The organism is Alkalimonas sp. (genome assembly GCF_020831925.1).
Taxonomy (GTDB): domain Bacteria; phylum Pseudomonadota; class Gammaproteobacteria; order Enterobacterales; family Alteromonadaceae; genus Alkalimonas.
Genome location: NZ_JAFIFQ010000011.1, coordinates 1 through 13,818, shown reverse-complemented (window position 1 = coordinate 13,818; position 13,818 = coordinate 1). Strand labels below are relative to the sequence as shown.

The window sequence follows — 13,818 nt, the reverse complement described above, 5'->3', positions numbered from 1 at the left end:
GCCTTGACTTGTGCGGCATTCGCCCCAACATTGAAGAGTATTGACAAAGCTCAACAGGAACAACCATGACCACAGTGCACAACCCCTTGCTTGAATTTACCGATTTACCGCCATTTTCGCTCATCAAGCCCGAGCAGGTGAAACCTGCCGTGGAAACGGCCATCGCCAAAGCCAGGGACAGTGTGGAGCAGGTGCTTACGCAAAGCACTTTCAGCTGGGATAATCTGGTGGTGGCGTTGGAAGATGGCAGTGACAGATTAGGAAAACTGTGGTCGCCGGTGTCTCATCTAAACTCGGTGCTCAACAGCGCCGAGCTACGAGAGGCCTACGAGAGCTGCCTGCCACTGTTATCGGAGTTCAGTACCTGGCTGGGACAGCACGAAGGTTTGTATCAGGCCTATCGTCAGTTGGCTGCAAGTAAAGCTTACGCGAAACTTAGCCCGGCTCAGCAAAAAGTGATTCAAAATGCGCTGCGTGATTTCAAATTATCCGGTATTGGTTTGCCAGCGGAGAAAAAGCAACGTTACGGTGAGATTCAAAGCCGCCTGTCTGAGCTGTCATCCAGCTTTTCCAATCATACCCTGGATGCCACCCAGGCCTGGCACAAGCACCTGACCGACGAAAGCCAGTTAGCCGGCTTGCCGGATGATGCCAAAGCGGCGGCGGCCGAGGAAGCAAAAAGTCGTGAACTCGATGGCTGGGTACTGACACTGGAGTTTCCAAGTTATTTGCCGGTGATGACCTATGCCGACGATCGCGCTTTGCGTGAGGAAGTGTACCAAGCTTATTGCACCCGGGCCTCCGATCAGGGGCCGCATGCCGGTCAATTCGACAACAGCGCCATTATCGAAGAAACCCTGGCGCTGAAGCACGAGTTGGCACAGTTGCTGGACTTTGCCAATGCGGCCGAAGAGTCGCTGGCTACCAAGATGGCCGAGTCCCCGGCCCAGGTGCTGAATTTCTTGCAGGATTTAGCCCGCCGCGCTAAGCCGCAGGCCGAAAAAGAGCTGGCCGAGTTGAAAGACTTTGCCCAAAGCGAGTACCAGCACAGTGATTTGCAAGCCTGGGATATTGCCTATTACTCAGATAAGCTAAAGCAAGCCCGCTATGCTATTTCCGATGAACAGCTGCGGCCTTATTTCCCGGAAACCAAGGTGGTGCCGGGCCTGTTTGCGGTGATTGAAAAGCTGTTTGGCATGACGGTACGTGAGCGAGCCGGGGTGGATGTCTGGCATCCGGATGTGCGTTTTTACGATATTTTTGATGGTTCAGGGGCCCTGCGTGGCAGCTTCTACCTGGATTTATACGCCCGGGCGAAAAAGCGCGGTGGTGCCTGGATGGATGACTGCCGGGGCCGGCGCTTATTGCCAGATGGCACATTGCAAAGCCCGGTGGCCTATTTAACCTGCAACTTCAATAAGCCGGTCGGCGGCAAGCCTGCACTTTTTACCCACGACGAAGTGGTGACCTTGTTCCATGAGTTTGGTCATGGTTTGCACCATATGCTGACACAGGTCGATGCGGCAGCGGTCGCTGGTATCAACGGTGTGGCCTGGGATGCGGTCGAGTTGCCCAGTCAGTTTCTGGAGAACTGGTGCTGGCAGCCGGAAGCGTTACAGCTGATTTCCGGCCATTACGAAACCGGCGAGGCCCTGCCGCAGGACTTGCTGGATAAGATGCTGGCAGCGAAAAACTTCCAGTCGGCCATGTTTTTGGTGCGTCAGCTGGAATTTGCGCTGTTCGATTTCAGATTGCACGCCGAGTACCAGCCAGAGCTCGGTGGTCAGGCGCAAGCTTTGCTCGATGAGGTCCGGCAGCAGGTGTCGGTGATTATTCCACCACGTTTTAATCGTTTCCAGCATGGCTTTAGCCATATCTTTGCTGGTGGTTATGCCGCTGGGTATTACAGTTATCTGTGGGCCGAGGTGTTGTCATCCGATGCATTCGGACGCTTTGAAGAAGAAGGGGTGTTTAATCCGCAAACCGGGCGTGACTTCCTGCAATGGATTTTAGAGCGCGGTGGCAGCGCCGAGCCGATGGAGCTGTTTAAAGGCTTCCGCGGTCGTGAGCCATCCAATGAAGCCTTACTGCGGCATATGGGAATTGCCAGCTAACTAGGTGGGCGTTGGCTGACTGGCAGGTTAGAAGATACCTGCCAGTGAGCGGATCAGGCCTGATTGCAGTCCTGGTTCAGCATCTTCCCAGCGTAGATTGGCTTGATTGGCAAAGCTAATCACTCTGGCCTGATACTTACGGCGATCGGTCGCGCGCTCCCACAGCGTATCCGTGCTACCACTATCGCCTTGCAGCAGCAAATGCTGACTGTACTCAAGCACCAGTTCATCGCTGTCGGCAGCAATGCGCTCTGCCACTTGCAAGTCGGTGACCATGGTGTAGTAGACATCTTTCACCAACTGCCGGCCGGCATATTCGGTACCGGCGATGATGGCCAATGCTATGGCTGCGTTGCGCAGATCCCGGCTACTCACATCCACACTATCCGAATACCCAACATAGACATTGCTACCCGATGACCGGTTGGAGCGACGCTGCCTGCTTGGCTGTTCAGTGGCGTCGTCCGGCAAAAGTGCGGGCACCGCCAGCAAGGCCGGGTTCATCAGTTGCTCAATCTCTGTCTCACTCATGCCGAACTCAGCCTGGGCTAGCACTTTTTCCGGCGCTTGCTTGAGCACAGTGCGAACATTCACTTGCAGCCAGAACTGCGCCTGCGCCGGGCTATTGGTGACCTGATAACCACGTTGTTGCAAAAAGTCGATCACTGCCTGATCCAGTGGTTGCTGGAATTCCGCGGCCGTGCTGCGAAAATCCAGAAACACAGTGCGTAATTCCGGCTCGACCGGATCAAGATAGATGGTCTGGCTCATCCGGGTTTGCACATCCAGCTCGCCCTTGGCGATGGATCGGTGAATGGCCGTGCAGCCTGTTAGCTGCAACAACAAAAGCATCAAGCAGAGGCTAACACCGGCCTTATGCATCAGAATAAACCTGCTAGAGCCCGTACCAGACCCATCTGCAGATCCGGCGCTGCATCTTCCCATTTCAGATTGGACTGATTAGCGTAGCTGATGACCCGACTTTGATAGCGGCGTTGATCGCTTTGGCGCTGATAGCTGGAGGTTGTGCTGCCACTGTCTCCTTGCACCAGCACATGCTCGGAGCGCTCTCGTACCACGCCATCAAAACGCTCCATAATCTGAATGTCGGTAATGACGCTGTAATACACATCTTCAATCAGAGCATCGAACACAGTGCCTGCCACCGCACCGGCAATGGCCGCACCGGTAGCGGCGCTGCCGGAAGAGCCGCCAGTTGCTCTGTGTACAGTATGACCCAGCACGGCGCCACCAGCAGCACCATAGCCAGCATTCATCGCACTATTAGCGGCTCTGGCATTGGTACGACCGACTTGCAGCACATTGGCTTGCAGCCAGTAGGTTGCCTGTGATGGGCTATCGATGACCTGATAGCCGCGTTGCTGCAGGGATTGAATGACCATAGGGCGAATATCAAACTCGGGCTTATCCGAAGTATTGCGGATATCGACAAAGATGGTGCGCTGCTCCGGTTCAACCGGATCCAGGAAGATGGTAGAACTCATCTGCGTTTGTACATCCAGATTGCGTTTGGCGACCGAAGTATGAATGGCACCGCAGCCACTTAGCGATAAACTGACAATAATTGCCGCCAGCCAAAGGGTATGTTTCATTTTGGTGTCCTGTAGTAACTTAAGCTCAACAACTGCAAGCTTAATCTGCTAAGCTTAACGGGTGCTTAATTTTAGTAGAAAGCATGGTGAATCAACAGGAGATGTGAATGCGAAAACTGAATTGGCTAATGGCTATGGTTGCAGTGACCTTACTTGGTGCTTGTCAGCAGGGCCAGGCTGGGGGGGAGCGACTGGCTCCTGAGCCATTGATAGAGCCGATTGATCCGGTCACTAACCCCAGAGCAGCGGTAAAAGAGCGGGAGCGACAAATGCGAGATCATCCTGATTTACAGAAAATGCGGGCAGATATTCTTAGCATGATTGGTCAGGCAGAAGCCGATGATGTGCAGCAATGCCGGGTGATAGGCTTTGGCCATAAACCTTGTGGTGGGCCTGCGGAATACATTGCCTACTCTACCAAGGGTTTGAATGAAACCGTGCTGCAGCAAAAAATAGCCAGTTACAACAAGGCGGCGGAAGCGGAAAATATCCGGCTTGGCCGGATGTCGGATTGCGCCATAGTGCCAGAGCCGGCGGTAAGTCTGGTGGGTGGACAGTGCAAGATAACGGGCACGCCCAAACAAGAGGTAATGTAAGGCCGCAGGTCAGCTGGTGTGTTGACAGACAGCAGGTTACACTGTGCGCTTTTTGGAGCCGCTCCGGATGATTGTGTTGCCAGGTAGCGTACTAAGTGCTGCTGACCAAGCCTATCTTGATGGGTTAAGTCAGCGTTTTGGCTTAATCCTTACAGAGCAAGCTGAAGGCTGGCATCTGGCCTGGCACTTGCAGGCATTGGTGCTTCGTCATACCGATCTACTCAAACAAAGTGATATTGTGGTGGATTTTGCCAGCGGTAGTGCTAGCTATCGTCGTCAGCATGGTGGCGGCATGGGCGAAGCCATCGCCAAGGCGGTGGGTTTGAACAAAAAGCGAGATCTGACTGTGATTGATGCTACCGCCGGGCTGGGTCGGGATGCTTTTGTGCTGGCAAGCCTTGGAGCCAAGCTGACTTTGGTGGAACGCAATCCGTTGGTAGCGGCTTTGCTGGCGGACGGGCTGCGTCGGGCCAGTGAACACCCGGACCTTTCGGATTGGCTGCCTGAGCGCATGCAATTGCATTTTGCGCCTGCCCAGCAGGCACTCAGCCAGTTAGATACCGTCGAAGTGGTGTATTTGGACCCGATGTTTCCTGAACGGCAAAAGTCGGCCCTGGTAAAAAAAGAAATGCGAGCCTTTCATCAGGTGGTTGGGGAAGACCCGGACGCGGATGCCTTGTTACCAGCGGCTTTGGCGCTGGCCAGCAAACGCGTGGTGGTGAAGCGTCCGGCGTATGCGCCGCCTTTGGCGGGAACCAAACCCAGCCATGAGGTCAAAGGAAAGAACAACCGTTTTGATGTTTATGTAAAAGCTGCCATCTGAAACTGGCAGCCAGATGGTATTTTTCAGCTACACTCATTCAAGCCCATTCATCAGCCATAGGAACCTACTTATGATCAAACCAGGCGATACCTTACCCGAAGTGAGCTTTTCGCAACTGACCAGCGACGGCATGAAAAACCCAAGTACTGCTGATATTTTTAAAGGCAAAAAAGTAGTGCTCTTCGCTGTGCCCGGTGCTTTTACACCGACCTGCTCAGAAGCCCATCTACCAGACTATATTGCGTTGGCGGACCAAATCAAGGCCAAAGGTGTAGACAGCATTGTTTGTACCTCGATGAACGATGCTTTTGTGATGGCGGCCTGGGCCGAGACACAAAACTCCGAAGAAATTACCTTTCTGGCGGATGGCGGTGGTGCTTTTCATAAAGCTACCGGCCTGACTATGGATACCGGAGATTTTGGTGGTGTGCGCTCGCAGCGTTACGCTATGATTGTTGACGATGGCAAGGTCAGTTTGTTGAATGTCGAGCCGCCCAAATCGTTTGAAGTCAGTAAAGCGGAAACCATCTTAGCGGCCCTTTGATGCTTTGCTAAACAAAGGGGAGGCCATGGCGCTTCCCTTTTTTCATTTCTGCCACTGAACTGGTATGATAAAGCTCTCTTTTCTGATGGTGACCGCGCTATGCCAACAACTCAGCAAACCGTGAATGTTCTTTGTATCAAATGGGGCAAGAAATATGGCCCCGATTACGTGAATAAGCTGCATGCGATGGTGCAGCGCAATCTGACCTTGCCACACCGTTTTGTTTGTTTAACCGATGACGCAGATGGCATCGATGCCAATATCGAAGTCAAAGAGATCCCCATGGTGGGATTTAAAGATTTTGACGAGCGTCAGCCTTGGAGTTTTGGCCACGGCTGGTTAAAAGTCACCAGCTTTGCCGACCCTTTGTATGACTTGACCGGCCCAACGCTGTTTATTGATTTGGATGTGGTAATTGTCGATAACATCAATTGCTTTTTCGAGCCCGAAGGCGAGTTCTTTGTTATTAAAGAATGGGATAAGTCCGACGCAACTGGCAATACCTCGGTTTATCGCTACACCATAGGGGCGCACAGCGATTTAATTGAGCTGCTGAAAAACCACAAAGAGCGTGAGCTAGCCAAGGTGCGCAACGAGCAGGAGTTTGTCACGCAAAACCTGGCGGCGCAAGGCAAACTGCAATACTGGCCAGAAGAGTGGTGTGTTAGCTTTAAGCGTCATTGCCTACCGAAAGGTATCATGAGCTGGTTTAAACCAGCTACTATTCCTGCTGGCGCTAAAATTGTCGCTTTTCATGGTAAGCCAAATCCACCGGATGCCATCGCGGGTATCAGTGGCAAATGGTATCGCCGGGTATTGCCGGTGCAGTGGGTGAAGGACATGTGGGGCTAAGGAACGGACCCGCTATGCGCTGGCTTTATACCCTGTTGCTGTTGCTGGCGCTGCCGTTGGTATTGCTCAGCTTTGTCTGGCGGGCCCGTCACGACAGTGACTATCTGAAGCGCTGGGGCGAGCGTTTTGGCGTTGTTCCTGCTGGCATGCAGCCAGGTGGCATCGTGCTGCATGCGGTCTCGGTCGGCGAAGTGGTGGCAGCGGCTCCACTGATTGAACAGTTGCTAAGCAGCTATCCGGCCTTGCCGCTTACCGTTACCTGCACTACGCCTACCGGCTCTGCGCGCTTGTTGCAGCAATTCGGCGGCCGGGTGCAGCACTGCTACCTGCCATTTGATCTGCCTTTTAGCAACCGCCGATTTTTGCAGCGCCTGCAGCCCAGGTTGTTGGTGGTGATGGAAACCGAGCTGTGGCCCAACCTGCTCACAGCAGCCAGGCAGCAGCAGATCCCGCTGGTGGTGGCTAATGCCCGCTTATCGAAGCGCTCAGCCAAAGGCTATCGCCGCTTTTACTGGCTGACCCGCTTATTGTTGCCGGCCATTCGCTTGTTGTTGGCTCAAGACAGAGCCAGTTTGCGCCGTTTTCGGGCGCTTGGCTTGGATGCTACAGCCGGGGCGCTGGCAGGCAACCTGAAATACGAGATGCAGTTGCCGGCCGATTTTGCCATCCAGCAAGCGCACTTCTCCCCAGCTTTTAGCGGCCGCAAGGTTTGGGTCGCAGCCAGCACCCATGCGGGTGAAGACGAACTGATGGTGCAAGCCTACCAGGCCCTGCAGCCACAATTGCCAGAGCTGCTGCTGGTGCTGGTGCCTCGGCATCCGGATCGCTTCAGTCAGGTCGCTAATCTGGTGCAAAAACACGGCTTGCGCTTGAGCCGGCGCAGCGTGCAGCGGCTGCCAGCTGCCGATAGTCAGGTGTTTTTGGCAGATAGCATGGGCGAGTTGTTGCACTGGTATGCGTTGGCCGATGTGGTTTTTATAGGTGGGAGTCTGATTGAACGCGGCGGCCACAACCCGCTTGAGGCGATGGCCTTTGGCAAAAGCGTGCTCAGTGGACCCCATGTATTTAATTTTAGCAGCTTGTTCAAGCAATTAGAGCGTCAACAGTTGGTGTCTTTTGCCAGTACAGCAGTTGAGCTTGAGCAACAAGTACGGCAACAGTTTGCCAATGATGAATGCAGGCTTCAGGCCGGGCTGCGCGCGCAGCAATTTTTCAGAGAGCACAGTGGTGCAGCCAGGCGCAGTGTAGCGTTGATAGGCTCCCACCTGGCAGGAGTGAATATTCCGATGAAACAACATCAGGATAAGCAGAACCGCTATTGGTTTAACCCGGATTTTTTCCAGCACATTGATGCTGAGCAGTTTGAGCCAGCCTACTGGCAGCAACAGCAAGCAGCGCTGGGCCAGGCCAATGGCCGCAGCACCGTATGGTTTGTGCGCCAGGGCGAACACGAGCTGGTGCTACGCCATTATTACCGTGGCGGCCTGATTGGCAAGCTGAACAAAGACAAGTTCCTGTGCGAGCCTACCTTGGCCAGCCGGGCAATTCGGGAGTTTCGTTTGCTGGCGGATTTGCATGCCCAGGGGTTACCGGTACCACGCCCGGCCGCTGCCCGCATGCGACGGCATGGTTTGTTTTACAGTGCGGATATTCTGGTGGAGCGGATCCCGAACAGTACCGATTTGGCCCAGCTACTGCATAAAGAGCGGGCGCTTAGCGCCGACGAATGGCGTGAAGTTGGTCGGGTGATTGCCCGGTTGCACCAACAACAGATTTTTCACTCGGATCTGAATTGCCACAATATCTTGCTGGATAAAGCCGGTAAGGTGTGGTTGATTGACTTTGATAAATGTGGACCGCGCAGCGAAGGCCGCTGGAAACAGCAGAACCTCGATCGTTTGCTGCGTTCTTTCAACAAAGAAAAGAGCAAGCTCAGCCCTTTTCATTGGCAAGCATCGGATTGGCAGCCATTGCTGGCGGGTTATCAGGAGCAACTACAGGAGCAATCAAGTGCAGCTTGATTGGGATGTGATCGTGGTTGGGGCTGGTGCTGCTGGCCTGTTTTGTGCCATCGAGGCTGGCAAGCGTGGTCGTAAGGTGCTGGTGCTTGATAATGGCAAGCGCATTGGTCGTAAAATTCTGATGTCAGGTGGTGGCCGCTGCAATTTCACCAATATCTACGCCAGCCCGGACAACTTTATTTCGCACAACCCGCATTTTTGCAAGTCGGCGCTCAGCCGTTACAGTCAGTGGGATTTTATCGACCTGGTGCAGCGCTATCAGATCCCTTATCACGAGAAAACTTTAGGCCAGTTGTTTTGCGACGACAGCGCCAAAGACATCGTGGCCATGCTGGCGCAGGAGTGCGAGCAGGCCGGTGTTGAGATTGCTTTATCGCAGCAGATTATTGCTGTGAGCTCCGAAGGGACGGGCTATCTGCTGCGAACAGCGACCCATCAGCTGCAGTGTCAGAGCTTGGTGGTGGCCAGTGGTGGCCTGAGCTTGCCCAATCTGGGCGCGAGTGCCTTTGGCTATCAGCTGGCCGAGCAATTTGGCCTTAAGGTATTACCGGTGCGGGCTGGCTTGGTACCACTGACCTGGCAACCCAGTGATAAAGCGGTATTTGAAGAAATCAGTGGTGTTTCCTTGCCGGTCACCGCAGAAGCGAACCACACCCTTTTCGCGGAAGACATGCTCTTTACCCACAGGGGTTTAAGTGGCCCGGCCATTTTGCAAATCTCCAGCTACTGGCAGCCAGGCGATGAGCTGCTGGTGAATTTAACACCGGGCCAGGACCTGGCTGCGTTTTTAACTACTCAACAGCAGCAACACCCAGCGCAGGAGCTAAAAACCACCTTGGGGCGTGTATTGCCAAAACGGCTGGTAGAAACACTGCTGACGCTGAAGGTGTTTCAGAACCAGCCGTTAAAAGCGCTGAACCTGAAAAGCATCGAACGGCTTTGCGACAGCCTTACCCGCTACGTGTTTAAACCCAATGGTACCGAAGGCTACCGTACCGCTGAAGTTACACTAGGCGGGGTGGATACCAATGAACTGTCGTCAAAAACCATGGCAGCGAAAAATCAGCCTGGTTTGTACTTTATCGGTGAGGTGGTCGATGTCACCGGCTGGCTGGGTGGTTACAATTTCCAGTGGGCCTGGAGCTCGGGTTGGGTTGCTGGCCAGTATTGTTAATACTTCTAATACTTCTAATACTTCAACTTAAACAACAACTCCATTAGATCGGGTTGCCAGAGATCGTCTTTGCGCACCCGGTTGTTTTTCAGTAGCACCCCTTCATCCTGCAGCAGCTGGCGCTGGCGCTGGGCGGTATCAGAGCCGGTTGGGAAAGCGAGGCTACGATCACTGCGTAGCACCCGGTGCCAGGGCAGGGCCAACTCTTTCGGAGCATACCCCAGTGCTTTGCCGACTAGCCGGGCGCGCCCGGGCAGGCCAGCCAAATCAGCAATCTGACCATAGCTGGCAACCTTACCAGTGGGTATTTGCAGCACCGTATCCCAGATACGGGCATAGTAGGGATTGGCTATTGTCATCAGGCTTTGTCGTGTCAGGCTGTTATCTGTTTAGCCTGACACAAGCAGTGATAATGAGGCAAGGCTCAGGCAATCTGTTGATCACTATCTACGTCGGAATAGCAGGCCTGAAACAGCACTTTGCGCAAAGCCAGCTGCATTGCTTCTGCGATCGGTAGGCTGCTGCGGCTGAGTTCGTAGTCCAGTTGATCCACCTGCTGGCGGGCATGGCTGAGCATGGGCGGTGGATCGGACTCCATCGCGATCAGGGTGTCGGCATAGGCGCTGCTGCGATCCTCTTTAATGGTTTTACAGGTAGATAACGCGGTTTTGCCATGCTTATCCCGGTAACCGGCAGCACCAAAGGTACGGCACAGGGTAGGGCGCCATTGATAAATACGGCATTGGCCCTGTTTACCATCGAAGGACAAGGCTTGGTACATCGGGCAGCTGTTGCCAGCTGGGGCCGCTTCTAGTTGTGCCAGTGTGGATTCGGCCGTGCCCTGATCAAACAGGTGCATTGCCAGCGGCAACATATCCAGCACCGTGGCTTCAATCTCCGGGTGCAGGCAGCAGGCACCACACCCACTGCGGCAATGAAGACCGCGTGCTTGTTGGTAACCGGCATAGATGTCCGCCATTTCGCCATACACAGCCTCAACACGACGCGACAATTCACGCAGTCGTTGCATAAAGACTCCGAACGAAAAAGCAAATAAAGTAAGAAACGTAGGTACTCAGAAACCAACGGCTTGTTGGCGTGGCTATTGTATGCGGTGGATAAAAATCCAGCAACAGAATTTTCATCCGGCATAGCGCTGAACGAACTGCGTAGTGTTTCCAGCTCTCTTTGTTTAGAATAGCGCCATGATTTAGCTTCTGAGCCAGCCATGGAAATCCTTGTACAGCAGGATGGACGCGATTACTCCACCTTTCGCTTGCCTGCACGGTTAGCGATCGTTTACCAATGTCAGCAATTGGATGATTTGCGCCAGGTGCCTTTAGAGCCTAAACCGCGGGTGCAGGGAGAGGGCAGCAATACTATTTTTATTGGCGATGAATTGCCACCGCTGTGTCGTTTTGTTGCATCGACTAAAGAGTTAAACTGGTTGGATGATGACCGTGCCCTGCTGCATGTAGAAGCAGGACACAACTGGCACCAGCTGGTGTGCTGGACGGTTGAGCAAGGCTTGTGGGGGCTGGAAAACCTGGCGTTAATCCCAGGCTCCGTTGGCGCTGCTCCGGTGCAAAACATAGGTGCCTATGGCGTTGAGCTGGCCGATCGATGTTGCTATGTTGATTTTTTTCACTGGGAGAGCCAGCAACTGCAACGACTTGATGTAAACGATTGTGCTTTTGCTTACCGTGACAGCGTGTTTAAACATCAGCTGGCCGGACAGGGGGTGATCGTCGCGGTTGGGCTTACCTTATCGAAAAGCCCGCGTCGGGTGCTTAGCTATCAGGGGCTGAATCAATTATCTGCGAGCTGTTCTTTGCAACAGGTATTGGATACGGTGGTGGCCATTCGACAGTCCAAGCTGCCGGATCCTAATGAACTGGCCAATTGCGGCAGTTTTTTTAAAAACCCTGTGCTGCCGGACAAAACTGCCCAGGCGTTGCAGCTGCGTTATCCGGCGATGCCGGTCTTTGTCCAGGGCAATGGTCGGAGCAAATTATCGGCCGCCTGGTTGATTGATCAGGCCGGCTTTAAGGGCAAAAAGCTGGGTGATATTGGCTGTTACAGCCGCCAGCCACTGGTATTGGTCAATTATGGTAGCGGTACGGCCGAACAATTGTTGCAGCTGATTGAAGCCATTCAACTGCAGGTACAGGCCCGGTTTGGTGTCGCGCTGGAACCGGAAGTGCAATTGGTCGGTCAGTTAAGCCATCCGGCGGATCTTTCGTTATGAGCAAAGTGCTAAGCAAAGTACCGGGTAACTTGCGATGAGCGAGCAAAGCAGCTGGCAAATACAGCGGCAGTTGTTGCAGTATTTAAGCGATGGTCAGTTTTATTCCGGTAGTTGGCTGGGCGAGCAGCTGAGTCTAAGCCGTACCGCCATTGCCAATCATATGCAGCAGCTGCAACAGCTGGGGCTGGATATTTTCAGTGTCAAAGGCAAAGGGTACCGGTTAGCCAGCCCGCTGCAACTGCTCGATGGCGCAGCTATCCGGCAGTGGCAAAGCAGCGATAGCACCCCGATTGAAGTGCTGTCGATTACCGATTCAACCAATCTGCAGCTGATGCAGCGATTGCAGCGAGGCGAAACCCTGCCTAAGGGATTGGTATTGGTAGCCGAAGCCCAGACCGCGGGGCGCGGGCGTCATGGCAGGGCCTGGTACTCGCCCTTTGCCGCTAGTTTGTCGTTTTCGATGGTGTGGCAACTGGAGCAGGGCATACAGGCGGCGATGGGCCTTAGCCTGGTGATCGGGGTAGCGGTCTCCGAACTGCTGGAGCAGGACTACCAGCTGCCGGTGGCACTGAAATGGCCCAATGATATCTATCTACAGGGCAAGAAACTGGCGGGCGTGTTGATTGAGTTATCCGGCCAGAGTGATGGCCGCTGCCAATTGGTGATTGGCATCGGCATCAATGTTCAGTTATCAGCAGCACAGGCCGCGCAGCGCATTGATCAACCCTGGATTGACTTAACCACTGCATTAGGGTCGTTGGATAGAAACCGGCTGGTCGCCAGGCTGCAGGCCAGTTGTGTTGAGCATTTGCAGCGTTTTGAGCAGTCGGGTTTTGCGGCCTTTCAGGCGGCGTTTAATCGTCGGCAATTGTTTTTGCAGCAGCCGGTACGTTTAACTCAGGGCCAGCAGGTGGTTCGTGGTATTTGTCATGGCGTGGATGCGCAGGGTAATCTGGTGATTGAATCTCAGGGTAAAAGGCAATTGTTTCACGGTGGTGAATTGAGCCTGAGGGCGGAGAACTGAACCATGTATTTGTTGCTTGATATTGGTAATACTCGTAGTAAAGCCATGCTGGCAAGTTGTGCTGGTAGCATGCAGCGGCTGGACTTGCAAAGTAACACAACGGATTTATCCGCTGTGCAAGCCGTTTATTATGCAGCGGTGGCGGGCCAGGACAAGGTTCAAGCCTTGAAAAAACAGTTGCAGTTGCAAGACAAACCCTGGCGGCAAATTGAAAGCGATGCCTACAGTTTTGGTGTACGTAATTGTTACAGCCAACCGCACCTGCTCGGGGTGGACCGTTGGTTGGGCATGCTGGGTGCCAATTGGCTGCAACCAAGCACGGATGTGCTAGTGGTGGATGCTGGCACTGCGGTGACACTGGATTGGCTGGGTGCAGACGGTGAGCATCAGGGCGGCTGGATCCTGCCTGGCCTGAAGTTGCAGCAACAAAGTGTGGTGCAAAAAACCGCTAAGGTTTTCAATGCCGATACCCATCAAGCACGGTTGCAGCTCGGTGATGATACCGTGTCCTGTTTACAGAATGGCTGTTTGGCGGCGGTGCTGGGCGCAATTCAGCAAGCCTGGGAGTTGCAGCCAATGCAGCAGTTGTTGCTGACAGGTGGCGATACTCAGTTTCTGGCGCCTTACTTGAAACAATATCCACTTCGGTTGGAGCCTGACTTATTGTTTTATGGCCTCAGTCGTTTTATTGACAGTTAATGTGGTCTTTGTCGCTTTTGGCTAAGAATTGGGCATTCAATGCATTTAATTGCACTTTTCGCTTTTTTTCTGTTGCGCCTGCCAAATCATTCTACTAGAATTCGCACCCA

At 53.7% G+C, this 13,818-nt stretch carries 14 protein-coding genes; 10 read left to right on the top strand and 4 right to left on the bottom strand.

Annotated features, from left to right (window positions below; genetic code table 11):
- Positions 1-65: 65 nt before the first annotated feature.
- On the top strand, positions 66-2,114 hold the full coding sequence (gene prlC / locus JJU14_RS05480; RefSeq protein WP_228611589.1) for an oligopeptidase A: 2,049 nt from the start codon (positions 66-68) through the stop codon (positions 2,112-2,114).
- 27 nt (positions 2,115-2,141) lie between these two features.
- Here prlC and traT read toward each other — a convergent pair whose 3' ends face one another.
- Positions 2,142-2,996, bottom strand: coding sequence for a complement resistance protein TraT (gene traT, locus JJU14_RS05475; protein WP_228611588.1), 855 nt, complete (start codon positions 2,994-2,996; stop codon positions 2,142-2,144).
- Positions 2,996-3,727 (bottom strand): complement resistance protein TraT, encoded by a 732-nt coding sequence (locus JJU14_RS05470; RefSeq protein ID WP_228611587.1) that lies wholly within the window; start codon positions 3,725-3,727, stop codon positions 2,996-2,998. The genes traT and JJU14_RS05470 overlap by 1 nt, the downstream gene beginning before the upstream one ends.
- A gap of 107 nt (positions 3,728-3,834) precedes the next feature.
- Here JJU14_RS05470 and JJU14_RS05465 point away from each other — a divergent pair, with 107 nt between their 5' ends.
- From JJU14_RS05465 to JJU14_RS05440, 6 genes are all read left to right on the top strand, one after another.
- Positions 3,835-4,323 carry a hypothetical protein gene (locus JJU14_RS05465; RefSeq protein WP_228611586.1) on the top strand — a complete coding sequence of 163 codons (489 nt, stop codon included), beginning with the start codon at positions 3,835-3,837 and terminating at the stop codon, positions 4,321-4,323.
- A 67-nt stretch (positions 4,324-4,390) separates the two neighbouring features.
- A complete protein-coding gene (locus JJU14_RS05460; RefSeq protein ID WP_228611585.1) occupies positions 4,391-5,146 on the top strand; it encodes a class I SAM-dependent methyltransferase in 756 nt (251 codons plus the stop codon).
- A 70-nt stretch (positions 5,147-5,216) separates the two neighbouring features.
- Positions 5,217-5,690 carry a peroxiredoxin gene (locus tag JJU14_RS05455; RefSeq protein ID WP_228611584.1) on the top strand — a complete coding sequence of 158 codons (474 nt, stop codon included), beginning with the start codon at positions 5,217-5,219 and terminating at the stop codon, positions 5,688-5,690.
- 99 nt (positions 5,691-5,789) lie between these two features.
- Positions 5,790-6,542 carry a glycosyltransferase gene (locus JJU14_RS05450; RefSeq protein WP_228611583.1) on the top strand — a complete coding sequence of 251 codons (753 nt, stop codon included), beginning with the start codon at positions 5,790-5,792 and terminating at the stop codon, positions 6,540-6,542.
- A 14-nt stretch (positions 6,543-6,556) separates the two neighbouring features.
- Positions 6,557-8,563, top strand: coding sequence for a lipid IV(A) 3-deoxy-D-manno-octulosonic acid transferase (waaA, locus tag JJU14_RS05445; RefSeq protein ID WP_228611582.1), 2,007 nt, complete (start codon positions 6,557-6,559; stop codon positions 8,561-8,563).
- Entirely contained in the window at positions 8,553-9,737 is a 1,185-nt protein-coding gene (locus JJU14_RS05440; protein ID WP_228611581.1) for an aminoacetone oxidase family FAD-binding enzyme, read from the top strand. Before waaA ends, JJU14_RS05440 begins: the two co-directional genes overlap by 11 nt.
- A 14-nt stretch (positions 9,738-9,751) precedes the next feature.
- Here JJU14_RS05440 and JJU14_RS05435 read toward each other — a convergent pair whose 3' ends face one another.
- Positions 9,752-10,096 (bottom strand): MGMT family protein, encoded by a 345-nt coding sequence (locus JJU14_RS05435; RefSeq protein ID WP_228611580.1) that lies wholly within the window; start codon positions 10,094-10,096, stop codon positions 9,752-9,754.
- Between the two features lie 65 nt (positions 10,097-10,161).
- Complete coding sequence (locus JJU14_RS05430; RefSeq protein WP_228611579.1) at positions 10,162-10,767, bottom strand: YkgJ family cysteine cluster protein; 606 nt, start codon at positions 10,765-10,767, stop codon at positions 10,162-10,164.
- Between the two features lie 198 nt (positions 10,768-10,965).
- Between JJU14_RS05430 and murB the strand changes: the two genes are divergently transcribed.
- The 3 genes from murB to JJU14_RS05415 are packed head-to-tail and all read left to right on the top strand — an operon-like array spanning position 10,966 to position 13,708.
- A complete protein-coding gene (murB, locus tag JJU14_RS05425) occupies positions 10,966-11,985 on the top strand; it encodes a UDP-N-acetylmuramate dehydrogenase (RefSeq protein ID WP_228611578.1) in 1,020 nt (339 codons plus the stop codon).
- Positions 11,986-12,019: 34 nt separating this feature from the next.
- Positions 12,020-13,009: a bifunctional biotin--[acetyl-CoA-carboxylase] ligase/biotin operon repressor BirA gene (gene birA / locus JJU14_RS05420; RefSeq protein WP_228611576.1), complete on the top strand. Its 990-nt coding sequence runs from the start codon at positions 12,020-12,022 to the stop codon at positions 13,007-13,009.
- A 3-nt stretch (positions 13,010-13,012) separates the two neighbouring features.
- Complete coding sequence (locus JJU14_RS05415; RefSeq protein ID WP_228611575.1) at positions 13,013-13,708, top strand: type III pantothenate kinase; 696 nt, start codon at positions 13,013-13,015, stop codon at positions 13,706-13,708.
- Positions 13,709-13,818: the final 110 nt, after the last annotated feature.